Origin of the sequence: Phytoamicus setariae (genome assembly GCF_016722925.1) — a bacterium.
In the GTDB taxonomy this organism is placed as follows: Bacteria; Pseudomonadota; Alphaproteobacteria; order Rhizobiales; family Rhizobiaceae; genus Rhizobium_E; species Rhizobium_E setariae.
The window spans coordinates 155,410-182,083 of the sequence record NZ_JAEQNC010000006.1 but is presented as its reverse complement, the minus strand read 5'-3'; the positions used below and the strand labels follow the sequence as shown (position 1 = coordinate 182,083).

Genomic DNA, 26,674 nt, shown 5'->3' with positions numbered 1-26,674 from the left:
GGCATGATCGGTGCTTTTGCTTTTCAACGTTGGCGGCGCAGTGAAGCAGCGCCGCCGTACTTTCACTCAAAGCTTCCGAGATCGCGCACAGCACCGCGGTCGGCGCTGGTTGCAAACGCGGCATAGGCCTTGAGCGCTGTCGTGACGTTGCGGCGGCGCGGAGCCGCGGGCTTCCAGCCGAGAGCATCCTGCTCGGCACGACGCGCAGCCAAGGTCGCTGCATCGACGGCGAGTTCAATCGTGCGGTTGGGAATGTCGATATTGATAGTATCGCCCTGTCTTACAAGCCCGATCGTGCCACCATTGGCAGCCTCAGGTGAAACGTGACCGATCGACAGGCCCGATGTACCGCCGGAGAAGCGGCCGTCGGTGATCAGCGCGCACTCCTTGCCGAGGCCGCGGGACTTCAGATAGCTGGTCGGATAGAGCATTTCCTGCATGCCCGGTCCGCCCTTCGGCCCTTCGTATCGAATGACGACGACATCACCGGCCACGACTTCGCTGTTGAGGATGCCCTTAACCGCTGCATCCTGGCTTTCGAACACCTTCGCCGGTCCGGAAAACTTCAGAATGCTCTCATCGACGCCGGCTGTCTTGACGATGCAGCCGTCGAGCGCGATGTTGCCTTTGAGCACCGCGAGGCCACCGTCCTTCGAGAACGGATGCTCCACCGAGCGGATGACGCCATTTTCGCGGTCGGTATCGAGTTCCTCCCAACGGGAGTTCTGGCTGAAAGCGACTTGAGTCGGCACGCCACCTGGCGCAGCGCGATAGAAGTCGCGGACGCTCTCGCTATTTGTCCGCGTAATATCCCATCGATCGATGGCATCGCCAAGCGTTTCGGCATGTACCGTCGGGCACTCGCGATTCAAGAGGCCACCGCGATCAAGCTCACCGAGGATCGACATGATGCCCCCTGCCCGGTGCACGTCTTCCATATGCACGTCGTTCTTGGCCGGTGCGACCTTGGACAGGCACGGAACACGGCGCGACAACGCATCGATGTCGGCCATGGTAAAATCGACTTTGCCTTCATGTGCGGCGGCAAGAATATGCAGGACAGTGTTGGTAGAACCACCCATGGCGATGTCGAGCGCCATTGCGTTTTCGAACGCGCCCTTGGATGCAATGTTGCGCGGCAGAACACGCTCGTCATCCTGTTCATAGTAACGGCGCGCCAGATCGACAATCAGGTGGCCGGCCTCGACGAAAAGCCGCTTACGGTCACCATGCGTTGCGAGCGTCGATCCGTTGCCCGGTAGCGACAGGCCGAGGGCTTCAGTCAGGCAATTCATCGAATTGGCGGTAAACATGCCGGAGCAGGAGCCGCAGGTCGGACAGGCCGCACGTTCGATGGCGCCGAGATCCTCATCGCTTATCTTGTCGTCAGCGGCGGCAACCATCGCATCGACGAGATCGAGCGCGTGCTTCTTGCCGTGCAGCACCACCTTGCCGGCTTCCATCGGGCCACCCGAGACGAAGACGACAGGGATGTTGATGCGCAATGCGGCCATCAGCATGCCTGGTGTGATCTTGTCGCAGTTGGAGATGCAGACCATGGCATCGGCACAGTGCGCGTTGACCATGTACTCGACACTATCGGCAATCAACTCACGCGATGGCAGCGAATAGAGCATACCATCATGGCCCATGGCGATGCCGTCATCGACCGCAATCGTATTGAATTCCTTGGCGACACCGCCGGCAGCTTCGATTTCGCGTGCCACGAGTTGTCCAAGATCCTTGAGGTGCACGTGGCCCGGAACGAACTGGGTGAACGAGTTGACGACAGCAATGATCGGCTTGCCGAAATCCTCGTCCTTCATGCCGGTTGCGCGCCAAAGTCCACGCGCTCCAGCCATATTGCGTCCATGGGTCGTCGTTCTCGAGCGGTATGCGGGCATGGTCCTCGTCCTTAGCTATCCGTCCGGCGTCATTTACGCCGCTTAGTCCCAGTCGGGGCTTCTAAAGCCCGTTCACAGGTGGTGGTAACGCAAAAGATCAGGGGTGTCACTATCGCCTTGGGCCATTCCGGTACGGTGCAAAACGCATTATACCAGCCGAACCGCCTATTTCAGGCGATATCTTGCGCCCGAACACTGTCCGGCTCAATCGCCGCCTTTGAGGCGTATGTTTGCCGAGAGCGCGACGGCATTGCGACGATCACTCTCGTTGACCAGCGAGAACGCCTGCTCCTGCATGGGCTGAAGCCATACGCGGTCCCGCGGGGCGCACGAGTCGAGCGCCGCTGTCATGAAAGCAAGTCCACGGACAGTCTGGCCTTCCTCAAAAAGCACATTGCCGAAAATACCCATGGCTCCGGCATGCCCGCCCTTGCGAGCGTGATTAAGCCACTTCTTGGCCTGGCGGATGTTGGCCTGACCGCCCTCGCCTGAAAGCAGCATCTTGGCGAGCCGGAATTGAGCTTCGGAATCACCGAATGCAGAGGCAGCCTGAAAATAGAGCTGTCTGGCCTGGTTGAGATCGGGCTGGACCGGACTTGCAGGAATTCCCTTGCTGTAATACTCGGCAAGCGCCATCAGCGCGTTAACAAAGAAGCCCGTATCATTGGAGCCTGGCTCTACGCCCTGGCTTGCAATTTCCGAGTAGATCTTGAAAGCCTCAAAGTCGTTCTTCACCACCCCGTCGCCGTCGGCATACATTGTGGCAAGCGCCCAGCGTGAGCCTGTATGGCCTTTTTCGGCCGCGTAGCGATAAGCTTCGACCGCTTCTTGCTTGTTGCCTTCGCGATAGGCTTTGAAACCGAGTCGGAACAGATCGAAGGGGCCTGACTCCTTGGAAACCGAAACATTCGGGTCAAGGGCGTAGGCACCACTGGCGCCGACGATAGCCATCATCGCCGCCCCGACTACAACTCCACTCAGTCTGTTCAACGCACGTATCGGCATTTTACGCAAGATCTTTCGCTACTGGAAGCAACCAGCTTTCCAACGCATTTTGTCTCAGAGATGTGGCCGATTTGCGGGGCGATGCGAAAATCAGGTCCTTCTCAGCGCAACAATCCATAGTGTGGATCGGCGGCATATGAAGACAGTGATCTTGCTTCGCAAACATTTTCATACTGACCCTGACGCTGGCCTGATCGCCCCGCGCCTCTCTGTGCACATTCAGGTGCGCTCGGTTTGTGGCAGGAAATGGACAAGCTTTCCAGTGGCCCGAGGCGCTCGTCAGAATATCGAAAAATGTGTTGCGAAATCGTCACAAAACTCAAGTGGAGCAGAAGAATAGTCGCTTCGACACAGAACAACCGGGCAAGAGATCTTGCCGGCGCAACAAGTGAAAAGAATCCCTAACCACAGTGGATCTTTTGCCGACCTGAGGATGGGGTCCTTGAAGCTGATTCTGCAGCAGATGAAAGGTGATCCGTTGGTTCCGGACAATCATCCCTGTAGGAGTTTGGCATCCCTGAAGGGGTTTGGGCGGCATAATGAGCGGTTCAAAAACGTATGCCGGACTGTTACAGCCCGGCATACTGATAACCATCACATGGTTCAGGCTTCGGCAATCCGCTCGAGCGCTGTAAGAAGGCTTTGCTTTTGTTGTTCCAGTTCCGTCATACGCTCGCGTTCGGCGTCGACGACTTCCGGCTTGGCGTTGGCAACGAACTTCTCATTGCCAAGCTTTGCAACAATCCGCTGCATTTCTGCATCGGCTTTTGCCAGCGCCTTTTCAAGCCGCGACTTCTCGGCCGCCACATCGATGAGGCTGCCGAGCGGCAGGCAAGCTGTCGCCTCGCCGACGAGCACCTGAGCAGCACCCTTCGGTGCCTGATCGGCGAAAGCGATCGTCTCGACGCGCGCAAGGCGCTTGATGGCAGCGTCGTGGCGGCCAGCGCGTGCGGTGGTCGCGACATTCGCATCAACCAGAATAAGCGGAGCGGTCGCCGCTGGGGGAACGTTCATTTCAGCCCGGGCGGAGCGAATACCGGTCACGAGATCGACCAACCAGTTGATTTCCTCGGCGGCATCCTGATCGGCAAACACTGGCGCCGGCCATGCGGCGTGGCACAGCAGGGTTTGACGGGCTTCCGTGTGTTCCCACAACTCCTCGGTCATGAACGGCATGAAAGGATGCAGCAAGCGGTACGTCTGATCCAGCACGTATGCCGCACACGCCTGTGCTTCGGTTTTGGCTGCCTCGTCCTCGCCCATGAAAATCGGCTTCAGCAATTCGAGATACCAATCGCAGAACTGATTCCAGACGAAGCGGTAGAGCGCGCCGGCAGCTTCGTTGAACCTGAACTGCTCGATGCCGGCCGTAACCTCCTTAACCGTCTTGTTGAGTTCGGTAAGAATCCAGCGGTTGATGGTCAGCTTGGTATCTTCAGGCAGAAAACCCGGATCTGCCTTGACGCCGTTCATCTCTGCAAAGCGCGTGGCGTTCCACAACTTGGTGCCGAAATTGCGATATCCCGCGATACGAGCAGGATCCAGCTTCACGTCCCTTCCCTGCGCGGCCATGATCGCCAATGTGAACCGCAGTGCATCGGCGCCATACTCGTCGATCAGTTCAAGTGGATCGATGACGTTGCCCTTGGACTTCGACATCTTCTGGCCGTTCTTGTCGCGAACCAGCGCATGCACATAGACGGTGTGGAACGGCTCGACCGGCGTGCCATCCTCATCCTTCATGAAATGAAGGCCCATCATCATCATCCGGGCGACCCAGAAGAAAATGATGTCGAATCCAGTCACCAGGACATCGGTCTGGTAGTAACGGGAAAGCTCTACCGTCTTGTCCGGCCAGCCAAGCGTCGAGAACGGCCAGAGCGCAGAGGAAAACCAGGTATCCAGCACGTCTTCGTCGCGAGTCAGGATTTCTCCCGGCTTCATATTTTCGAGCAGATCCTCGACATAAGCCTTCATCGGACCTTCATGCGCCAGATAATGCTGGATTGCAGCGTGAAGCGCGGCTTCTTCGGTTTTTTCGACGAAGACGGTACCATCTGGGCCGTACCAGGCAGGTATCTGATGCCCCCACCAAAGCTGACGGGAAACGCACCACGGCTGGATGTTCTCCATCCACTCGAAATAGGTTTTTTCCCAATTCTTCGGCACGAAATTCGTGCGTCCCTCGCGAACGGAGGCAATTGCAGGCTTCGCCAGCGTTGCGGCATCGACATACCATTGCTCGGTTAGGCGCGGCTCGATCGGCACGCCGCCGCGATCGCCATGCGGAACCATGTGCGTGTGAGGCTCGATCTTGTCGAGCAGCCCGCCCTCTTCCATGATTGCAACGATCAGCTTGCGCGCTTCGAAGCGGTCCTTGCCCTCGAGCTGGTCCCACATGCCTTGCTGCTGCGAATTCGGCGTCAAACCTTCGAGGAAATCCTCGTTCTCCTGGAGGGTGACCTTGGCGTCAGTGGTCAGCACGCTGACCTGACGCAGGCCACGACGCTTGCCGACATCGAAGTCGTTGAAGTCATGTGCAGGCGTCATCTTGACGGCGCCGGTCCCTGCAGTCGGATCGGCATAATCGTCCCCGACAATGGGGATACGCCGGCCGACAATCGGCAGAATGACATGCTTGCCGATAATCGCCTTGTAACGCTCATCCTCCGGATTGACGGCAACGCCGGTATCACCAAGCATAGTTTCAGGCCGTGTCGTGGCGACGACGAGATAGTCGCGTGTTTCCCACTCCGTGGCCTTGCCCTCTTCATCGAAAGCGACCGGGTGCTGGTATGTAACGCCCTCTTCCAGCGGATAGCGCAGATGCCAGAGATTGCCCTTGATTTCGACCTGTTCGACTTCGAGATCCGAAATCGCGGTGAGAAGCTTCGGATCCCAGTTGACCAGACGCTTGTCCTTGTAGATCAGGCCTTCCTTGTAGAGACGGACGAAGACTTCCAGCACGGCTTCGGACAGCCCCTCGTCCATGGTAAAGCGTTCGCGCGACCAATCGCAGGACGCGCCGAGGCGCTTCAACTGGTTGAAGATGATGCCGCCGGATTCGTCTTTCCACTGCCAGACCCGTTCGACGAAAGCATCACGGCCCATGTCGCGGCGGGACGGTTCCTTGCGCTGGGCCAACTGGCGTTCAACAACCATCTGCGTGGCAATGCCCGCATGGTCCATGCCCGGCTGCCAGAGGACATCCTTGCCACGCATCCGCTCGAAACGGATCATGATGTCCTGGAGCGTGTTGTTGAGCGCATGGCCCATATGCAACGAGCCGGTCACATTCGGTGGCGGAATGACGATGCAGAAGCTGTCCTCGCCCGGTTTTGCATTGGCGCCGGCCGCGAATGCATCCGCCTCTTCCCAGATCTTTGCGATCTTTGGTTCAACGGACGCAGAGTCATAGGTTTTTTCGAGCATTTTTTTACCGCCAGAGGTCTGAATTTGCTGCATTCCGTAATGGTAACTCACACAGGATGCAACGAAAAAGCCACCGCGAGGGTGGCTTTCACAAATCGTGCTGCCTTGTTTGAACTCAGCGACGGACGCCGCGCGCCACGCGTTCGATCTCTTCACGCACAAGCCGTTCGACGAGCTTCGGCAAGTTGTCGTCCAGCCATTCCTGCAGCATGGGACGAAGCATGTCTTCCGCCATCTGGTCGAACGAGCGACGCTCGGCATCATCAACGGCCAGAGCGAGGCTCTCAAACGACCGGGCGACCTGCTCTCCCACGGAGGACGATAGCAATGACACCGGCTGCGGTACGACTTCGTCTACCAATTCTTCTGCAGTGTCCAATTCGGGTGCATAGTGCTCGACTGGCTGCTGTCGAGCTTCGAAAACCGTCTCGGCAGGCTCCTCGGAGGGCACCGCCAACTCAGGCGCCTCTTCAACAACATGCTCCTGAACTGCCGGCTCGCGCCGCTCCGAAGCAGCACGCACCCGCGCAGCAACATCGGCAAGCGACAGTGCCCGAGGCTGCATCTGCGCGGGCTGGCTTGCGGGAGTCTCGCTGGTGTTCGACACTTCAGCCTCTCTGGCAACCGGCGCGACGCCGGACAGACGAGAAACATTGGACACAATCGAAGTCGGATCGACATAGAGGTCTTCGCTGTCGTCAGCAGCGAACCTCTCGTCCACGGTGAGGGTTACCTCTTCCATGTCGTCATTTGCGGGCCGCCCGCTAAAGCCTTCCGGCTCGGCACGACCCGTTGCGATACCAGGCTGCGGCACCGGATCGTTGCTTTCGATAATCCGTCGGATGGACGCCAGAATCTCGTCCATGGAAGGTTCGCGCACGACATTGGGCTGAGCCATAATTTGTCCTCGGGAAATAGCGCCGCATTTCGTTCTTGTTGCGCCGACACGCGACGCAGTTAACGAATCTTATGTCATCGTCCGATTGGAAAAAACTCCCTCGAATCAATAAAATGCGATGATACACAGTTTTATCGAATGCAATCGGCACCCTCACCGGAATCGTTCGTGAACGGTCGAAACCCGGCACGCTGCGTCTCAGCGCCCGTCTACTGTCCGCAGGCCGATCCAGGCGTCCTTGACCGCTTCGTAGTTTGTTTCGGGCTGATACTTGGCGACCTTCAGGTTCATCGTATCGATCGTGAGATGGCCCATGGCCGCAACGATGGCGAAACTCGCCACCACCGCATCCCGGCGCGACTGGGCGAGACTTTCCTCCGCCTGTAGGACCTTGGCCTGGGAGTCGAGCACATCGAGCGTGGTTGCCTGCCCGACCTTTTGTTCTTCGATGACGCCCGCTAGCGCGTCGTTGGAGGCCTGCAATTGCACCAAGTTGGCCGAAATCATGGCTTGGGCTGCTTCATACTGGGCCATCGCAGATACGATCGTTCTCTGGACCTCGAGCCGGGCTGAATCCAGCATAATCCGCTGTTGGCCAAGGCGCTCCTTGGCTTGACGGATCTGACCGTATTCCGCCCCCCCTTGGTAAATCGGCACGTTCAGCCGGGCGGTCAGTGTCGAGGAACTGTAATCGTTCAGCGAGGTAAATGGCGAGTTGCCCTGATTGTTGGTCAACTGCCCCTGGATGACGACACCCGGAAGCATTGCCCCCTCGGCAGACTTGACCTGAAAGCCAGCGGCATCGATCGCATACATGGTCGCAATGATTGACGGATGCTCGCGGTAACCGGTCGCGACGGCGGAATCCACAGACTTTGGAACCTGGTTGCTGATCGGCTTGGCCTGCTTGACCCCCCGCGGGGCCTCTCCGACGATCTGGACAAAAACCGCCTGGCTCTGCTTGAGCTGGAAAACCGCACTTGCCAGCAACGCTTCGGCCGCCGCCAACTCAGCCTGCGAAAGACTTACGTCGGTCTTGGTCCCCTCACCCACGTCAAGCCGGGCATTGGCGGCCTTAACCTGCTCGCGCAGGAATGCCATGTTTTGCTTGCGAATGGAGACGATCTGCTCATCGCGAGCAATGTTGGAATAGGATTGGGCTGCGGAAAGCAGAATTTGAATTTCGGTGGCCTTTAGCGAAGCCCGCTCGGAATAGACGTTGGATTCGGCAGCCCGGACATCGTTCAACGTCTGGAAGCCATCAAAAATCTGCTGAGTAACAGTGATGCCAGCCTGGAACGAATTGAACCCCTGCTTGTCATCAATTTCCCGGCCGAACGCATCTGTGGTGACACCTTGCAAATTCCGGTCGAAGTGGTTGGTCGTCTTCTGAGCAAATCCCGAAACCTGGGGCCGCCATCCCGCCTTGGCGATGGTGACACCTTCGTCGGTCGCCCTAAGACCAGCCCGCGCTGCATTGAGGTCAGGATTGTTTTCATACGCCTTGGCCATGGCGTCATAGATGCTACCGGCAATAGCCGGGCTGGCAATGGCAAGCGAAACCGGGACCACAAAAGCGGCCAGCATAGCCATTCTAAGCTTCAACACGTCACTCATCCTGCCTGCGGCGAACGCCGCCAAATCGCGGGCCTGGGAGACCCGTCTCTGTTTATGGCCGCTTCATGCGGTTCAGAATCCATCATCGTTCGCCGTCACAGAGTTCGGGCCGATCAAATGCATATATGGTCTGATGAAATCTCCGGAGCAATCCATTCGACCGTTATACATGGCACAATGTGCAGTCCCGTTGCCAAACGGCAACAACCTGCAGTGCCGAGGAAAATCATCGTTGTCCGAAAACGAAAAAGGCGACCCCAGGCCGCCTTATCTTTGCTTAATCAATAATTTAGTCGACCAACAACTAAAAGATGAATTCGGCAGCTTTGTCAAAACCGGGCAATTTCCGCACAGAAGTATTGAAGGCGAATCGCTCGGACTGAGTGCCTTGCTCTCGGACGAAAATGCGCGCGCTGGACGACAGGCCCTGGCCGATAACAACAACCAGCCGGCCGCCTTCCTTGAGCTGCGAGAACAGCGAATCTGGGACCTGATCGACAGATCCACTGACCAAGATGACATCATAAGGTGCCTTGCCAGCATGACCAGCGGAAAGCGTGCCCGCTACGACGGCGACATTGGGACAACCGGCAAGGTTGGCCTTTGCCACTTCGACCAGCGCCGCATCGCTTTCAAGCGCAACAACGGAACCGGCAAGCTCTGCCAGCAGAGCCGAGCCGTAGCCACTGCCCGCACCAATTTCCAGCACGTTGTCAGTCTTGCGAATGCCGGCCAGCTGGATAAGCTTGGCAAGCGGAGACGGCTCCATGAGATAACGCCCGGGGGCGATCTCAAGGTCGTTGTCGCTATATGCCAGGGGCTTCAACCTGTCGGCAACGAAGCTCTCGCGCGGCACGCTGAGGAACGCATTCAAAACGGAATGCGAGGTCACATCAGTGGTGCGGATCTGATTGTCGACCATCTTGTTGCGCTGCGCCGTGTAGTCCATCGTCCTGGCTCATCCTTAAAATACAGAAATTAGCTCTTCTTCACCGCTGGTCTTAGTTTGATGGGCCTAGGCTTTCAAGGTGAAAGCGCGCTGCAATGCGGAAAAATGCCACCGTCATGACGCAACGGCTCGAACGATGTTCAACCCGCTCCTTTTGCGCTCCGGAACCAGGTCGCGATAAAGATCCGCGTAGAGCTTCGCGCTGCGATCCCAAGTGAACCGTGCGCTCATGCCCTGCGCCTGCAGCTGGCGCCATTGCGCCGGCGAAGCATACGCGTCGATCGCGCGACGGATTGCGTGCCGCAACCCTTCGGTCGTCACCGGATGGAACTGAAACCCGGTTGCTACGCCTGCGCCCATGGCTGCGTCGTTTGCGTCGATCACGGTTTCGGCCAGTCCTCCAGTGCGCGACACGATCGGCACATTGCCGTATCGCAGGCCATAGAGTTGGGTGAGACCGCAGGGCTCGAAACGAGACGGCTGCACAATCGCGTCTGCGCCGCCGTGGATCAGGTGAGCGATCCTTTCATCGTATCCGATATGCACGGCCATCCTGCCAGGCAGTTTCTGAGCCGTATCCAACAACAAATCCTCGATGGCGGAATCACCGCGCCCACACACGATGAGCTTGCCGCCACGATAGGCGATCTCCTCGGCCACCTCGGCAAGCATATCCACGCCCTTTTGCCACGTCAGTCGGCTGACGGCCGCAAAAATCGGCCCGTCGTCGCTGTCGAGGCCGGATTCGCTCTCCAGTTTCAGACGGTTGATCCGCCTGTCCGAGACGGTGGAGAGGTCGAATGTGCGCTCCAGATACGGGTCTTTGGCGGGGTCCCAGATATCGTCGTCCGTGCCATTGAGGATACCTTTGACGACATTGGCGCGGGCGCGCAACACGCCCTGCAACCCCATGCCGAACTTGGGGGTCATGATCTCGCGGCTGTAGGTCGGGCTCACCGTGGTGATGATGTTGGACGTCGTCAATCCGCCCTTCAGGAAGCAGACATCGCCATAATATTCGAGGCAGTCCATCGAGAACGTGCTCATCGGCAGTTGCAACCACGGGAAAATGCCGGAGGAAAACTGTCCCTGGAAAGCAATGTTGTGAATGGTCAGCACAACGGGCGTCTGGTTGTTCATGCTGCGCAGATAGACTGAAGTCAGCGCGGTCTGCCAGTCATGGGTGTGGACGAGATCGGGCACCCAACCCGGCAGCGCGCCGTTGGCTATCTTGGCGGCAGCAAGGGAAAGCGCCGCAAAGCGCTTCCAGTTGTCGGCATGGTCCCTGCCCTGTTCATCGAGATATGGAGTGCCGGGGCGATCATAAAGCGACGGGATGTCCAGCACCAGAAAGATCTGCTCCTCCGTCTGGAAGAGCCTGATATGGGCAGTTTCCCCGAGCACGTCCTCGAAGACTGCAAGTGGCGCACCTTCCCGGGCCATGGGCAGCAGAGCCGGATAACCAGGCACGAGTGTTATCGTGGCGATGTCGAACTCACGAAGCGCTTTGGGCAAGGCTCCCGTCACATCGGCCAGGCCGCCGGTCTTGACGAACGGAAAGACTTCGGATGCCACCGACAATATGCGCATTTCTTCCACCCAGTTCTGCAGAATCAATTCGATCCCACTGTCACTTCAAACGCACAAGGTTACTGACGGATAAATTCGAACGCAGATACTATAAGCCTAAGGCTTTCACGAACAAGTAACCTCAGAAACATGCTGCAATGCAACATTACATGTGGACGAGGTCGCCCCCCCCCAAAGCACGGGAGCAACCAACGCAGCCCGCAGGCGTGTTTATCAACCTCGCTTCAACACCCCTTGCTTGCACCTTGTTCTGTTCAAACTCACAAGGCAGTTCCCCGACCCTCCACAGCATCTTCATGCAACATGATGGGGCAACATCTCGCAAGAAGAGCGGCGTCAGGACTGCGGCGGCTTGCGTGCGCGGGTCGATTTTTTGGTCGCTGGCGTAACGTCCAACTCTGCTGCGGACGTGACCTTTGCGCGCGAAGGCTTCTTGGCTTTCACGATTGCCGGCGCAAGCTGTACGGAACTGCGCTCACTGTCTCGCAACGCTTCAAGCCAATGCCTGTGATGCTGCCCTTCCGGACGGCCTTCGCTTTCCCATATGGCATAGGCTTTCTTACGGATTTCCTCTTCTGTCCGCGTCATGATCGTCTCCTCATCTCGCCCGGGCGTATCGTTCCGGCTGACGTACAAACAAACAGTATTGACGAAGGACCTCGTCTTACGAGGTACACCGAACAGTTTGCCTTATCATGCGTGACAATCAAGAAGAGATTGGAGGCCTCGCCCGGAATCGAACCGGGATGCAAGGATTTGCAGTCCTCTGCGTAACCATTCCGCCACGAGGCCTCACTGCTCAATATCTTGAGCGTTGGCAGGCGTTTAGACTGGAATCACTCTAAGCGCAAGGGGCCATTCTGAATCCCTCGCCCTTTTTTATTCTGAATAGCGAGGTGACCAAGTATTTGCTGTTGTCGAAGCAATCTAGGCAGGTTTTCGACACAGACGCCTGGACGCAAATGGAAGCCAACAAGGGACTAATATCTCGCGCGAGGCAATTGTGCTGTTCCCCAAACATCTGCGAGGTCATCCCGACCGGTTGTTCGGGATGACGGTGCGAGCCATTCACCTTGTGCAGCTAACGGCTCTTGGAATAGGCGGCGTTGAAAAAATCTATTCGAAATCAAAGGGCGTGTAGTCGATGTCGTAGCCGAAATAGCGGGGACCGACGAGTGCGATGCCCTCGGGTGTCCGCCACTGCTCATTGCAGGGAAAGGCGATGGCGAGGAGCCGCAGGCCGTATTTCAGCGAATCCGCCGTAACAGAATTGCCGCTGTCGGCTTCCAGCAGGGTCAACAGATCCGGCGTCGTTACCAAGATTTTCCCATCGCGCTCGGCCATCAGGAATTCATTCTGGAAATCGAGCTTGAATGTGTGGCCGCGCCAGTCTTCGACGCCGTCGAACCATGCAGAGCCCCGCGCAAAGCCGCCCTCCGTCCGGCGGTCTATGTCCCGGACCCGGCCATGAAAAATCACCTTCGCTCCCAGCATGCCCGTGACCGCCGCGACAGGGTCGGCATGCGCTGCCCGTGCCTCGCGCAGCGACAGGCCGAGATTGGCGCAGAGCGTCAAGGTGCCGCGCACAACCGCTTTCTTCGCCACCGCACCGCTCATCGGGTAGAACTAGCAGCGCCGATCCGCCCATTTCCACAGTTGCAGCCCGTGCCAACCGTTCCGTCCAGGCATTGCTGACCGTTTCGAGCACGATGGAATTGCCCTTGTCGTCGCAAAGAACCATCGGCGTAGCCGATACGCCATGCATACTGAACGTCACCATCTGAAGCTCGGGATAGGCCCTGCCCATCCCGTCCCCATCGACAAGCGGCAGGCCGGTCGCGGCGGCAACGATGAAAGGCGTGGTGGAGTTCACTCCACCCGCCTCGGCGCAGAGCACCGCATCGATCTTTCGACCCATCAGCTGTTCGAGCTGGCGGAACGCGTTGATCAGTTCATCGCCCTGCGGCAGCTTTTCGGTCATCACGGTCGGGGCGCCCATCATGCAGACGGGCACGACAAGTGCATCGTCGGCGAGTTCCTCGACATCGATGATCTTCACCGGACCGTGCCAGCGGATGGCCTGTTGGGCCATGAGCTTGCCGATGTAGGGATCGCCGCCGCCGCCGGTGCCCAAAATGGCACCGCCGATGGCGATGTCCTCAAGATCCTCCGCATGGATTGTGCGCAGCATTTGCATGATCGAAATCCTCAGCCGAGCGGCTTGAACGTGAGGTCGGGGTAACCGAACGCGGCCGGGCCAACGATTTCGAGCGCCCGTGGCGTTTTCAGCAGCGCATGCACCGGAAGCCCGATGACCGCCACCCGCTGGCCATAGCGCAGCATTTCGGTGGTAATCGGCTCGCCGGTTTCGAGTTCCAGATTCATGATCAGGTCCGGCACCATGATTACAGCCTCGCCATCGACCCAGAGCACGAGGTTCTCGTTCTGGATGGCGATTTCCGCCTCCGAGCCAGCCCACTGGCCAACGCCGGAAATTTTCGCCCTGCCGCGCGAGAAGCCACCGGTAAGCGTACGCTCGATATCGCTGATCTTTCCAGTGAAAAACAGCTTGGCTCCTGTTTCCTCGACGATCCTTTCGACCACATTCTGGTGCTTTAGCCGCGCATTCAACACCGTCTTGCCAATGTTGATCGCCTGCGTGACTGTCCCGGGAACCGCCGTCTTGCGGATGAAGTCGCCACGCATCGGCGCAACCGCAAAGCCAGCCCCTGCCCCCATCCCGACCGAAACGTCGCGCGCGAACTTTTCCAGCCAGAACATATCGACGACCTCTTGGAACACCACGACGTTGCCCTTGTCGTCAGCAATTGCCGCCGGCGACGGCTTGGCGCCATAGATGAAAAAGGTCGTCATCTGGACTTCGGGGAAAGCACGGCCCATGCCATCGCCATCTACGACGGGAATGCCCGCACGGCCGGCAACGATGATCGGCTCCATCGAGTTGGAGCCGCCGATCTCGGCGCAGATCACCGCCGAGCACTTGACGCCTGCCGCCTGTTCGACCGCCATCACGGCACGGTGGCATTCGCCGCCTTCTTCGATCTTCTCGACGCCCACGACCGGTGCGCCGACGCCGCCGCATTCCGCGACCCAGTCGTCATCGGCAAGTGCTTCAAGTGGCATGATCTCGATCTTGGCGCCGCTGCGAAGGAGTTCGCGGGTACGCAACATGCCCACATAGGGATTGCCGCCACCGCCCGTTCCGAGCAGGGCCGCGCCGATTGCGAGCGGCATCAGGTCCGCCTCTTCCAGTCTTTTGAAATCACGCGACATGAAGTTCTCCTACAGCCTTGATACGGACGCGCGTTGCATTGCCCGGCAGATAGGCGAGCGGCACGTCCTCGACATCGACGATCTCGACGCTTTCGCGCAATGCGCCTGCGGCGACTGCGGCATCGATGGCGCGCGCCTTGGCATCATCGAGCGCCTGGTCCCGGCCGATCTCGGCCAGCGCATAGACCCGGTCGATTTCTCCAGAAACCTGGGCGATCGCGGCGCCCACGGCGTTGGCAACACCGAAATGCGCCGGCTTGATAACTTCCAGCCCGCCAATCGGACCATTGACCAGGACCGAGCCGCCGCCGACGACGATAACCGGGAGGGGCTCGGGAGACAGACGAGATCGTTCGACACAATCCTCCAGCATTTCCAAAATCTGGGCCTGGGTTCGGTCGAGCAGGTTCCTGGGCAGGTGTGCGACCTTGCTTGCGTCGCCAAGTTCGGCGTGACCGGCGGCCACGGTGATGTCGGTCGTCGTCAAAGTCTCGCCGCCAAAGATCAGCGCCTCGGTCTTGATGCGGTAACCGACCGACGTCGGACCGATCTTGATGCCGCCTTCCCCGTCGATCACCAGCGATCCACCGCCGAGGCCAATCGAGAACACGTCCGGCATGCGGAAATTGGTACGGACGCCACCCACTTCGACCGCAACCGTGGCTTGACGGGGAAAGCCCTTGTGCAGGGAACCCACATCCGATGTGGTGCCGCCGATATCCACGACGATGGCCTCATCGACGCCGGAGAGGAATGCCGCGCCGCGCATCGAGTTGGTGGGACCGGATGCGAATGTCAGCACCGGAAATTTTTCCGCGAAGGCTGCATCCATCAGCGTGCCGTCGTTCTGGGTCAGGAAGAACCGTCCCTTGATCCCGGCTTCGGAGATTGCGTTTCGGAACGCCGCGATGACATGTGCAGAGAGATCGCGAAGGCAGGCATTCATGATCGCGGCATTTTCACGCTCCAAAAGGCCGATCCGGCCGATCTCGCTCGACAGAGTGATATGTACACCCGGCAATGCCCGGGCGAAAATCTCCTGCGCCTGCAACTCGAACGCATTCGAGACGGGCGAAAAGACCGAGGTGATGGCGATTGAATTGACGCCCTTTGACTTGATGTCTGCGGCGATTCCCAGCAACTCCTCTTCATCGAGCGGAGAGATCACGCGGCCATCGAACTCGTTGCCGCCATGGGCCAGGTAAGTGTGATTGCCGATCGCACTCTTGAGGTCTTCCGGCCAGTCGACCATCGGCGGCAGCGAGGCCGTTGCCGGCAGGCCAAGTCGCACCGCGGCGGTGGGTGCCAGGTCCCGGCGCTGGACCACAGCGTTGGTGAAATGGGTGGTTCCGATCATCACCACATCGACGGCGCCAGCAGCCATTTTAGAGGCGGCCAGCACATCCCTCAACGCATTGACCACACCGCCCATCACGTCGGCCGTCGTGGCGGATTTTACGCCTGCGATCACCTGCGTGCCGTCCATCACGACGGCGTCGGTATTGGTGCCGCCGACATCGATCCCAATTCTAATCATCTTGGTTGTTCCTCATTGAAACTCTGTTTGGCATTCGACGCCTGACCGGAGATCTGGTGGCCACCAGATCTCAGTTCGATGAGCTTTTCGGCCGTTGGGATCTCACCATCGATCAGCGGAATTTTGGGACGCATCGCCTCTTCCTCGGCCGATATCACCGGCACCGATGCAAGAAGCAGCTGCGTGTAGTCATGTTGCGGGTTGACGAAGACATCGGCCGTGGGGCCGGTCTCAACGATCTTGCCGCGATAGAGTACGCCGACCTGGCTAGCGAAATTGCGCATCAGGCTCAGGTCGTGGGAAATGAACAGGAAGGTCAGATCCAGTCGTTGGCCGAGCTCGACCAGCAGGTCGATGACACGCGCCTGGACCGAAACGTCGAGCGCGGATGTCGGCTCGTCGAGCACCACCAGACGCGGCGTAACCGCCAGGGCGCGGGCAATCGCCACGCGCTGTTTTTGACCGCCGGAAAGCTCGTGCGGAAAGCGTTCGGCGAAGTTCGTCGGCAGTTGCACCATTTCCAGCAATTCGGAGATCCGCCGCGCCCGCCCGGACGAGGGATGGCCATGTGCATCGAGCGGCACGGCGATCGACTGGCCGACCGTACGGCGCGGATTGAGCGACGAGCCGGGATTCTGAAAAACCATCTGCACTTTCCTGCCGTGCTCGCGGGAGCTGCGGACAGATCCGACAGGCTCGCCGTCGATGCGGATTTCGCCACTGGACGGCTGCGACAGGCCCATGATCATCCGGGCGATCGTCGATTTGCCCGAACCGCTTTCGCCCGCCAGCCCGTAGACCGCGCCGCGCGGGATCGAGAAGGAGACATTATCCACTGCCCGCACATCGCCGGTATGCCGGCCCAGTGCGTTGCGGATCGGGAAGAACTTGCAGAGGTTGGTGATCTCCAGCATCGGCTTCATGCGCGGATCTCCTTTCCGCCAAAGGCCATGCCGCCAGTCAGGCGTGGAACCGCCGCGATCAGGCTGCGGGTGTATTCGTTCTGCGGCGCCTCGAAGATCGCTGCCGTCGGTCCATTCTCCACCACCACACCTTTGTTCATCACGTAGACATGGCTGGAGGTTTCTCGAACGACGCCGAGATTGTGGGTGATCATCAGCAGTGCAAGCCCCCGCGCCTCGACCAGATCTTTCAACAGTTTCAGAATCTGCGCCTGCGTCGTAACGTCGAGCGCGGTGCCGGGTTCATCGGCGATCAGCAGCTTCGGCTCGCTCAACAATGCCATGGCGATAAGGATGCGCTGGCGCATCCCGCCGGACAGCTGGATGGGATAGGATGCCGAGACCCTTTCCGGATCGCGCATCCTGACCTGCTCGAGCACCTGATGGACGCGGGCCATCCGTTCCCGGCCGCTCCTGCCGCGTCCAAGCCGCTTGTCCGCATATTTAAGGATCGTGCCCATCTGGTCGGCAATGGTGAAGACCGGATTGAGCGAGCTCATCGGATCCTGAAACACCATCGACATCGCGGTTCCCCGCAGCTTCAGCCGCTCGGCGGCCGGCATCGTCAGCAGATCGACGCCATCGTAGAGAATACGGCCATTGGTGATCCTGGCCGGCGGCTCGCGCAGCAGCCCCATGATCGCCTTCATGGTCACGGTCTTGCCGGACCCGCTTTCGCCAACCAGCGCCACCTGGGAACGGGCCGGGACATCAAGCGAAACTTCGTGCAACACCTTGCTGGCGCGGCCGTAGGTCGAGAATTCGACGGAGAGATCGCGAACCGAAAGCAGCGATTCCATTATTTGATCTCCTGTACGTCGAAGAGGTCGCGCAGACCGTCGCCAAGCAGGTTGAAGCCAAGTGCGATGAACAGGATTGCACAACCCGGAAGGATCGATTCCCACCAATAGTCGGGCAGAAACGCTGAGCCCTGCGACACCATCGTGCCGAGATCCGGTGTCGGTGGCTGGATGCCAAGACCGAGGAAGGAAAGCGACGCGCCGACCAGGATGACAAAGCCGCAATCGAGCGACGTCTTGACCGCAAGCGCCGACACGCAATTGGGCAGGATTTCCCGGAAAAGGATGTGGAACTTGGAAGCCCCCAGCGTCTCGGCCGCTTCGACGAATTCCTGGGTCCTGAGTTGCCGGGTGATGGAATAGATGAGCCGCGTATGCCAGGTCCACCACAGCGCTGCGATCGCCAGCATCGAGTTGATGAGATCGGGCGACAGAACCGACGCCATTGCCAGCGCCATCACCAACGGCGGAATGGCGAGCGCAACATCGGTCAGCCGCATGATGACCGTTTCCACCCAGCCGCCGAAATAGCCGGCGAGCAGCCCGAGTACGGTGCCAATCGGCACTGCGGTGCCAAGCACCACAAGTGCAAGCAACAGCGAGATCCGCGTGCCGTAGATGACGCGCGTAAAGATGTCTCGGCCGACATTGTCTGTGCCGAACCAGTATTCGGTCGAGGGCGGCAGGTGGCGCGCGCGGAAATTGACGACAGCGCCCACATGGTCGGGATAGGGGGTGATCCACGGCGCAAGCAGGGCAGCCAGGATCGAAATCACCACGATTGCAGCGCCGATCACGGCTGTCGGATTGCGCGAGAACCGATACCAGTTCTGGTAAGCGTTCGAGAGACGCGCCGGTTCGTTGGAAATTGCTTCAAACTCGGCCATCAACGATGTCCCCGGATCCGGACGCGGGGATCGACGAAGCCGACCAACACATCGATGACAAGATTAACGACGACGAAGAACACGCCGGAGACGATCACCACGCCCATCACCGCATTGAGATCCTTCTGCATGATGGTGCGGACGCCATAGGCCGCCATGCCGGGCCAGGCGAAAACAAGCTCGACCACGAAGGCGTTGCCGATCATCGAGGCAAATTCCAGGCCCATGATCGTCATCGGCGGCACAAAGCTGGGTCGCAGCATGTACTTGAACACGCGCACTCGCTCCGGAATGCCGAAAGCACGCGCGGCCTCGATGTAATCCTGGCTCGACACGTCGATCATCGAGGCGCGGGTGATGCGGGCGATCTGGCCCATTGTCGCGGCCGCCAAGGCAATCGACGGGAGCAACAGGTAGCGGAGCGATTCACCGAACACATCCCAGCGCCAGTGCAGGATCGAGTCCACGGTGATCAGGCCGGTGATATCTGGCGAAAACGCCATGCTCGGCGGTAGCCGGCCGGTGGTCGGCAGGATGTGCAGCACATAGCCGGCAAGGATCTGCAGCAGCAGCGCCAGGAAGAAACTTGGCATCACGGCGGAAATGATCGCGACGAACCGCACCAGGTTATCAGGCCATCTGTCCTTCCAGCGTGCGGCCATGACCCCGAGGGGCACGCCGAGAATGAAGGCGATGGTAATGGTCGCCAGAACCAGCTCGAAGGTTGCGGCAAATGTGTCGCGGATGTCGTCGTTGACGGGGCGCTCGGTAAGCAGCGAGCGGCCGAGATCGCCCTTGGCAAGGCCGGAAACGAACATGCCATATTGTTGGTAGAGTGGCAGGTCCAGCCCGAGCTTGCTCGACAGGTCGTCCACTTGCTCCTGGGTCGCCCTGGGGCCGAGCGCCAGTCTGGCGGGATCCCCGGGCATGCCGCGGGCGATCGCGAAGATTACCATCGACAGGCCGACAAGGACCAGAATCGACCATAATATCCGTCGGAAAAGGAAAATGAGGAATTCCAAGTCTGCGGCCCCTTGGATGAAGAGATTGAGGAAATCAGCTCACGGCTTCGCTGGCGGGTACAACCCGCAGATCCGAAGCCAACCTTTCGCGGTCCGGCCCCTCCCGAGGGAAGGAACCGGGGTCGCAAGTGCGCCAGCCTATTTGCAGGTCCAGGTGAAGCGGGTGAAATCGTAGTCGACGGATTGCATTGGCACGGCGTTATAACCGGTCAGGCACTTGTCGATTGCATGCTGGACATTCTGCGCCATGAGGAAAACGTCCGGCTGGATCTCCACCAGTTTGTGCTGCAATTCCTTGTAGATCTCGGCCTGCTGCTTCAGATCGCCGGTCGCGCGGGCATCATCGATCAGCTTGTCGACGGCAGGATCTTGCAGCCACTCCATCGATGCCCATGTGCCGGCCGCGTTGGAATGGTATTGCGTATAGAACATCGAATCCGGTGACGGATAGGTCGGGCCGAAGAAGATCTGATTGACGGCCGGTGTCGACTCCACCTTGGTGGCGATCTCGGTGATCCTGTTCCAGGGGTCGGCCTGCTGCGTCACCTTGAAGCCGATTTGTTCGAGATTGGCCTGCATCAGCAGACTGATTTCTTCTTCGAATTTCGTTCCCGCCACATAAGCCAGGGTGATATCGATCGGCTGACCGGCATATTTCGATTGGGCAATCTCGGCCTTGGCAGCCTCGATGTCAAAGGCCGGAGCCTTGATGTCGGCAGCGTAGAAATCGGCAAATGCCGACGGCAACGGGCCATTCATGTCAGCGCCTGGAAAAATCACTTCCCGGATCGTCTTGTAGTCCGTGGCCAGCGCGATAGCGCGGCGGATATGGACGTCGTCGGTCGGCGCGATCTTGGTGTTGAGCTTGAGATAGAAGGCATTACCTGTCGGCTGGGTCAGGATGTTGAAGCGCCCCATCGCCTCGAGCGCCTTATAGGTTTCCGGCGACTGGAACTGGCTGGTCATCGTCAACTCGCCCGAAGCGGCCAGTGAGCGGACCGTCGCTTCGTCATTGGTGATGATCCAGCGCACTTCGTCGATCGGGCCTTCGCCGAAACCCTTGTAGTAGTTCTTGTCGCGAACAATCGTCATCTTCGCGCCACGATCCCATTCCTTCAGCGTATAGGCGCCGGCGCCGGCGACTTTTGTGCCGAGAAACGTCTGGGCGTCATCGCTGCCGGCATTGGCCGCCACAACCTTGGAATTGACGATGAAGATCGACGGCACTGTCGTCAAAAACGGCGAGAAAGTCTTGCTGAGCACGAACTTGACCGTCTTGTCGTCGACAGCCGTTACGGAGCCCGGCTTCAACACGTCGGCGAAAAGGCTGGCCGGGCCCTGATTGATCTTCAATAGCCGTTCGACGGAATAGATGACATCGGCTGCAGTGACCGGCGAGCCATCGGTAAACTTGGCGTCGGCGCGCAGCTTGAAAGTGACTTCCTTGGCATCGTCTGAGACGGTCCAGCTCTCGGCCAGCTCCGGAATCAGGTTGCCACTGGAATCGACGGAGATCAGGCCGTCATAGAGGTTCACGACCGCCATGTAATCGGTGTAGTCGGAGATCTTCGCCGGATCGATAGTACCAAAGATCTGCACGGTGTTCATGGTCACGACCGTGTCTGCAAATGCGGCAGAAACGCCAGCGCTTCCAGCGACGAAGGCCGCGATCGCTGTGGATACAAGTAGCCTGTGCTTGCTCATCTGTTTTCCCAGTAAAAGAGGTTCCCGGTGTGACCCATTGTTGGGCCATCATGTTTGTTTGGCTTGGGGCTCTTCGGTCCCTCAAGTTGCCCCGAGAATTGCATAGGCTTTGCCGGCATGACAACGCAGCGATGGTCTAGGTTTTCGCCTAAATAGTCTAGGTTATATGGTGAAATTACCTATGGTCTAGGTTTCTGAATATCGCCGCGCGTCACATCAGTTGACGATACCCGCAGCGCGCGCAGCACCGATTGCTTCCTGCCGCGTCTTGCAGCCCAGCTTGCGATAAACATTTCCCAAGTGGAACTTGACCGTTGCCTCGCTCACGCCGAGCATGCCCGCGATTGATTTGTTGGCGGCACCTTCAGATATCATCACCAGGATCTTGTTTTCACGCCGCGAAAGCTCGCTGCCGATACCTGACACCGGCGCCATGTGGCCGCTGTCTCGCAGCTTGCGGATCACCTGCCTCGCCGGCGACGAAGCAGCGAGGAACTCGCTAATCCGCTTGTTGCCCATCAGTTCGTCGAGAAACACATTCTCCTCGGCAAGCGGCGCAATCGAGTCGAGCCGTGCGGAGTGCTCAAACAACCGCAGCAGCACTGCACGCGCACCGGTGAGATCCTGCCGCCGCTTGAAGATAAGCGCCTGCCAGATCGAAAGCGACAGCCGCTGGCGGTCGGTGACACGCAGATTGCCGGTCAAGGCGACGATCGCCCGCTCAAGCTGCGGCAGATCGGGTTGCTCGTGCAGGATCTGCCGTAGCCAGGCAAGCGTCAGCCCGATGTCGTCGCGATCCGTCAACGAGGCAAGCCCGTCGGGATCAGCAAGAATGCGGTCGCGATCGATCTCCAGCCCCACGACTTTCAGCCGCGTCGACGCCTCGGTCCAGCGATTGGCATGTTGCAACACGACCGCCTCGCGAATGTTGACCATCTCCTGGAAAGCCTGGTTGGACGCCTGATACACGCGCCAGCGATCAAGAAAGCCGCGCGCCGCGACCAGGGAAAAGTGCGTGATCATGGCCTGACTGCCATAGTGCAACGTCACCTCCATCAAGCTGGGCCAGATTTCGCCATGCGTAAATTCGTCGATCTCCGAATTGAGAAACCGCGCCAACGGCTCTGCCCGCCCACTTTCATATTCGATGCAGGCATCAACCAACTTCTGCAGGCGCATATCGTTTGGCGTCTCGAACGGCACCTCCGCAAGGCTTTTGGCCGAGCGCAGCGCGTGCTTGCGGGCGGTGGCGTTATCCCCCTGAAGAAGGCCGATCATCGCCTGATGCAGGCTGATATAGAAGCAGAGCATCGGTGAGCCGGCGGCTTCGTAGTGGTACATCGCGCGCTGGGCAACGTCTTCGGCCTCAGTGAACTGGCGGCGGCGAATGTAGAACTCCAGCACCGAATTGTAGAGGCTGCCGCGAAAAAGGTGCTCGTCACCCGGAAATTCGGCGTTCAGCTTAAAGAGTCTCGCCAGCATCTCTTCGTTGAACTGGTGATCCTCGAAGATCATCAACACGAAACTGAATTCCCGGAACTCTCGGGAAAAAGCCGACCGAGAATCGTACACGGCCTCCAGATCGTTGATCTGTTCGCCGAACCGGTCGAGGAGAAGACGTCGTGCCCTGGAAACATCGCCGCGCTTGACCGCTTGCAACCCGAGCGACAGCACCAGGATCTCGCTTTGATGTGCATAACTATGCGGAAAGCCAGAAAGAACCTGATCGAATGCTGCGGGCCCGTGAAAATAGAGGAAGAACAGGCCGCCCGCCTTGTTGAATTGCTCAAAAGCATCGTCATGGAAGCCGGCTCTCTGGAAAACTGATATCGCCTCGACCACCTTGCCGCGATGAGCATAGGCTTCTGCGATCGACTTGACGTTTCCCGGCGTCTCCAGTCGCAGCCTGATCATTGCGTCCAGCGCGCTATCCAACACGCCTGCGAGTGCTTCAGCGCGGAAATGAAGCGTCCCGTCCGACCCGGCACTTGCGACTGGAAACAGGTTGTTTCGCTGGCGCGCCGGCAACGCCGCGCCAGCGATAAGCAGCTTGAGATCGACAAGTTCGTCATTAGGAACATTCTCGAGGAATTCCTGCATCAGGAATTCCTCCATCCCCGCGATTAACCCCTCCCGGAATGCGATCAAAGGCCAACCGCCTGTGAGTCTCAGGATCTCCATCGCGCGATCTGCGCCAAACAATGCCCGGGCCTCATTTTCGGAAATCAACAGTGCCTCTGGGTCGAGGCTGTATACACGCTGATATGCCGTGGCACGCGCCAGTCCGATCAATTCGCTGTCCGGCCGTTTGGCGATGACGATCCTCCTGCGCCCAGTAACGTAGCATTCGGGCAACGCAGCCGGCGTGCCGTAGGGTGGAATATCCCAAAGGACGATTCCGTCTCCTTCTGCGGGCGGCGTGTGGGCAATATGCAGCGTGACATCAAGGCGTTCAGCAATCTGGCCAAGTAGCGTGGATTTGCCCATACCAGCGGGCGCATCGAGCACGATCACGGGCTCCGGACGCGACAGGATCTGTTCAATAAGCTTGCCGCGGAATACCGGGGTTTTCATGAGCCGTGTCCTGCTTTGTGCAAATTGCGATCCTGCGACTGGTGACAGGATTCTCCCGCATGAAAACATGGAGTCGGCTACGGAGACAAGAAGCCTGAGGGCCTGATCTTGTCGCACCTTTCTAGCACTTGTGCGCAGAGGAAGTGACTAGCCACTCTGGTTTTCGTTCTGTTTTGTAGAGATTTGCAGTCCTCTGCGTAACCCTTCCGCCACGAAGCCCTAATATCCCACCGATATTCCAAAAAGCTTGAAGCTTTGTTTGGATTGGGCAGACCGCATGTAGCCCTCTGCCCGACGGGATGACCGGCTTCCAACACGAAGGTTTGGACTTCGATTTGGAACCTTTCTCAACAATGTGGACAATGCTGCCATCACGTGAAAAAAATGTTTTGCGCCAACATCGAGATTTCCAGTGCTTCACGTGGATTTACCAGTGGCCATTGTCGCTTTTCCCGATTATTTTGAAAAAATCGCTTGGCAAATCAGAAAAGCATTTGTATTACCCCGCCAACGCCGCAGCGATGCGGTCATTCCCTGGTAGCTCAGCGGTAGAGCATTCGACTGTTAATCGACAGGTCGCCGGTTCGAATCCGGCCCGGGGAGCCAAATTCTTCAGCAATGCTGAACTCATTGAGAAGCGCATCCTCGCGGATGCGCTTCTTTTTTTATTCATTCCACTCCGATGGTCGAGACGCCAGGACGGACGGGTAAAAAGCTCGATTGCCGTTTCGTTGGCCATGTGGGGAAAGCGGAAAAACCCATATGTCCTTCGCGCCATCGCGTCCGCTTGACACGCCCGGCATCTCCCTAAATGAAGGTGCAGGCCAACACTTTGGTTCGCAGCGCCTCTGGCGAAGCAAGAGTCCACACACTGGCTTTGATTGCGTTTCGCCTGCTTGTCTGCCGGCAGACTTGATCCCTGCGTCTGATTCCAGCGTAGTTACGTTGCATCAATTTTGAATCCGGTTTTCTTATGCCCTCAATTCCCGATCCCGAGTCGCCCGCCATCGTATGGTTCCGCCGCGACCTTCGCCTTTGCGACAACCTCGCGCTGCTAGCTGCAGTCCGCACCGGACGGCCTGTAGTATGTATCTATATAAGAGAGCCGTCGGACGAATTTGCCGGCGCGCTGGGCGCAGCGCAGGCCTGTTGGCTCCACCACTCGCTTCATGCGCTTGATCAATCACTGGCGCAATCAGGAAATCGTTTGCTGCTTCGGACCGGAAATCCGCTTGCTACGATTACAGAATTGACGACGCTAACCGGGGCAGCGAGCGTCTTCTGGAACAGACGCTATGATGCCGATGGTGTCCGCACCGATACTGCGGTCAAGGCGGCGCTGACCGAACGCGGCATCGAAGCAAAGAGCTTTACCGGCTTCCTGATGCACGAGCCCCTGCGGCTGCTAACCGGCCAAAACCGCCGCTACCAGGTATATACGCCATTCTGGCGGGCCTTCGAGGCGCAGGTCCGCATCCAGGACGACCTGCTAGTGCCCTCCTCCATGGCTCCGCCAGAGAATCTGCCCGGCTCAGAATCACTTACATGCTGGAACCTGCTTCCAAGCAATCCGAACTGGGCGCGAGGATTCGAGGTTCATTGGCAACCCGGCGAAGCCGGTGCGCAGGCGAGGCTGGACGCATTCGCGGAGGATTCAATCGACCGCTATCGCAATGGGCGCGACTATCCGGCCGATATGTCGACATCACGATTGTCACCCCATCTGGCGATGGGGGAAATATCTCCGCACCGGGTCTGGAATGCCACCAGCGCCGTATTCAACGAGCGTACTGCCGAGGACGTGGTTCAGTTTCGCAGACAGCTCGTCTGGCGGGAGTTCTCCTGGCATCTCCTCTTCCACTGTCCTGATATGGCGACCGCCAATCTCAACAGCCGCTTTGATTCCTTCGCTTGGCGTGGCGATAGCGACAATCTTTCGGCCTGGCAGCGTGGCATGACGGGCTATCCGATCGTGGATGCGGGCATGCGCGAACTCTGGCAAACGGGCTGGATGCACAACCGCGTTCGAATGGTCGCGGCTTCGTTTCTGATCAAGCACCTGCTCATCGATTGGCGCCAAGGAGAGAGATGGTTTCGCAACACACTGCTCGACGCGGACCAGGCCAACAATGCCGCAAGTTGGCAATGGGTCGCCGGCAGCGGAGCCGATGCTGCACCCTTCTTTCGTATTTTCAACCCGATAAAGCAGGGTGAAACTTTCGACCCCTCCGGCACGTATGTAAAACGATACTGCCCCGAACTCGCCGGCCTTCCAGATCGCTATGTGCATCGGCCATTCGATGCGCCGGACGCCGTATTGACCGACGCCGGCGTGGTGCTCGGTCACAACTACCCAAAGCCACTGGTTTCTCACCCCTTTGCCCGGCAGCGTGCTCTGGCTGCCTATAGAGCGACTGCACAATAGCATTTACACAGATCAAACGCAGCGAGAGCACTTTTGATCTCGACAACCCGCTGGAAATTTGCGGAAGTGCCTGG

Annotated in this window: 18 protein-coding genes, 2 tRNA genes and 1 pseudogene; 2 read left to right on the top strand and 19 right to left on the bottom strand. The window is 58.7% G+C overall.

Features of this window, described 5'->3' with window-relative positions; all coding sequences use genetic code 11:
• Window positions 1-62: 62 nt before the first annotated feature.
• The 19 genes and pseudogenes from ilvD to JJB09_RS12555 all read right to left on the bottom strand — a co-directional run bounded on the left by ilvD (window position 63) and on the right by JJB09_RS12555 (window position 24,175).
• Entirely contained in the window at window positions 63-1,904 is a 1,842-nt protein-coding gene (gene ilvD, locus JJB09_RS12635) for a dihydroxy-acid dehydratase (protein ID WP_201658362.1), read from the bottom strand.
• 204 nt (window positions 1,905-2,108) lie between these two features.
• Window positions 2,109-2,909: an exopolysaccharide production regulator ExoR gene (exoR, locus tag JJB09_RS12630; protein ID WP_201658359.1), complete on the bottom strand. Its 801-nt coding sequence runs from the start codon at window positions 2,907-2,909 to the stop codon at window positions 2,109-2,111.
• Between the two features lie 603 nt (window positions 2,910-3,512).
• The gene (locus JJB09_RS12625) at window positions 3,513-6,341 is read right to left on the bottom strand and encodes a valine--tRNA ligase (protein ID WP_201658356.1); all 2,829 of its coding nucleotides are present in this window, start codon (window positions 6,339-6,341) and stop codon (window positions 3,513-3,515) included.
• Between the two features lie 115 nt (window positions 6,342-6,456).
• Window positions 6,457-7,239, bottom strand: a complete 783-nt coding sequence (locus JJB09_RS12620; RefSeq protein WP_201658353.1) for a PopZ family protein — start codon at window positions 7,237-7,239, stop codon at window positions 6,457-6,459.
• Between the two features lie 198 nt (window positions 7,240-7,437).
• Entirely contained in the window at window positions 7,438-8,856 is a 1,419-nt protein-coding gene (locus tag JJB09_RS12615; RefSeq protein ID WP_201658350.1) for a TolC family outer membrane protein, read from the bottom strand.
• 304 nt (window positions 8,857-9,160) lie between these two features.
• Window positions 9,161-9,805, bottom strand: coding sequence for a protein-L-isoaspartate O-methyltransferase family protein (locus JJB09_RS12610; protein WP_201658347.1), 645 nt, complete (start codon window positions 9,803-9,805; stop codon window positions 9,161-9,163).
• 114 nt (window positions 9,806-9,919) lie between these two features.
• Window positions 9,920-11,395 carry a glycogen synthase GlgA gene (glgA, locus tag JJB09_RS12605; protein WP_201658344.1) on the bottom strand — a complete coding sequence of 492 codons (1,476 nt, stop codon included), beginning with the start codon at window positions 11,393-11,395 and terminating at the stop codon, window positions 9,920-9,922.
• Between the two features lie 336 nt (window positions 11,396-11,731).
• Window positions 11,732-11,983: a DUF2934 domain-containing protein gene (locus JJB09_RS12600; protein WP_201658341.1), complete on the bottom strand. Its 252-nt coding sequence runs from the start codon at window positions 11,981-11,983 to the stop codon at window positions 11,732-11,734.
• 130 nt (window positions 11,984-12,113) lie between these two features.
• Window positions 12,114-12,187: transfer RNA gene (locus JJB09_RS12595), tRNA-Cys, on the bottom strand.
• A gap of 324 nt (window positions 12,188-12,511) precedes the next feature.
• Window positions 12,512-13,000, bottom strand: a complete 489-nt coding sequence (locus tag JJB09_RS26920) for an S-methyl thiohydantoin desulfurase family protein (protein ID WP_343229018.1) — start codon at window positions 12,998-13,000, stop codon at window positions 12,512-12,514.
• A 154-nt stretch (window positions 13,001-13,154) separates the two neighbouring features.
• Window positions 13,155-13,586, bottom strand: a pseudogene (locus JJB09_RS26915) (S-methyl thiohydantoin desulfurase family protein); the annotation flags it as partial.
• Window positions 13,587-13,603: 17 nt separating this feature from the next.
• Window positions 13,604-14,689 (bottom strand): S-methyl thiohydantoin desulfurase family protein, encoded by a 1,086-nt coding sequence (locus tag JJB09_RS12585; protein ID WP_201658338.1) that lies wholly within the window; start codon window positions 14,687-14,689, stop codon window positions 13,604-13,606.
• Window positions 14,679-16,226, bottom strand: a complete 1,548-nt coding sequence (locus JJB09_RS12580) for a hydantoinase/oxoprolinase N-terminal domain-containing protein (protein WP_201658335.1) — start codon at window positions 16,224-16,226, stop codon at window positions 14,679-14,681. The genes JJB09_RS12585 and JJB09_RS12580 overlap by 11 nt, the downstream gene beginning before the upstream one ends.
• Entirely contained in the window at window positions 16,223-17,149 is a 927-nt protein-coding gene (locus tag JJB09_RS26630) for an oligopeptide/dipeptide ABC transporter ATP-binding protein (protein WP_246748694.1), read from the bottom strand. The genes JJB09_RS12580 and JJB09_RS26630 overlap by 4 nt, the downstream gene beginning before the upstream one ends.
• Complete coding sequence (locus JJB09_RS26625) at window positions 17,146-17,988, bottom strand: ABC transporter ATP-binding protein (RefSeq protein WP_246748693.1); 843 nt, start codon at window positions 17,986-17,988, stop codon at window positions 17,146-17,148. The genes JJB09_RS26630 and JJB09_RS26625 overlap by 4 nt, the downstream gene beginning before the upstream one ends.
• Complete coding sequence (locus tag JJB09_RS12570) at window positions 17,988-18,875, bottom strand: ABC transporter permease (RefSeq protein ID WP_201658333.1); 888 nt, start codon at window positions 18,873-18,875, stop codon at window positions 17,988-17,990. Before JJB09_RS12570 ends, JJB09_RS26625 begins: the two co-directional genes overlap by 1 nt.
• Window positions 18,875-19,897, bottom strand: a complete 1,023-nt coding sequence (locus JJB09_RS12565; RefSeq protein WP_201658331.1) for an ABC transporter permease — start codon at window positions 19,895-19,897, stop codon at window positions 18,875-18,877. Before JJB09_RS12565 ends, JJB09_RS12570 begins: the two co-directional genes overlap by 1 nt.
• 138 nt (window positions 19,898-20,035) lie before the next feature.
• A complete protein-coding gene (locus JJB09_RS12560; protein ID WP_201658329.1) occupies window positions 20,036-21,601 on the bottom strand; it encodes an ABC transporter substrate-binding protein in 1,566 nt (521 codons plus the stop codon).
• Between the two features lie 216 nt (window positions 21,602-21,817).
• Window positions 21,818-24,175 carry a helix-turn-helix transcriptional regulator gene (locus tag JJB09_RS12555; protein WP_201658327.1) on the bottom strand — a complete coding sequence of 786 codons (2,358 nt, stop codon included), beginning with the start codon at window positions 24,173-24,175 and terminating at the stop codon, window positions 21,818-21,820.
• A 531-nt stretch (window positions 24,176-24,706) separates the two neighbouring features.
• Here JJB09_RS12555 and JJB09_RS12550 point away from each other — a divergent pair.
• A tRNA-Asn gene (locus tag JJB09_RS12550) sits at window positions 24,707-24,781 on the top strand.
• A 367-nt stretch (window positions 24,782-25,148) separates the two neighbouring features.
• Window positions 25,149-26,600: a cryptochrome/photolyase family protein gene (locus JJB09_RS12545; protein ID WP_201658325.1), complete on the top strand. Its 1,452-nt coding sequence runs from the start codon at window positions 25,149-25,151 to the stop codon at window positions 26,598-26,600.
• Window positions 26,601-26,674 lie beyond the last annotated feature (74 nt).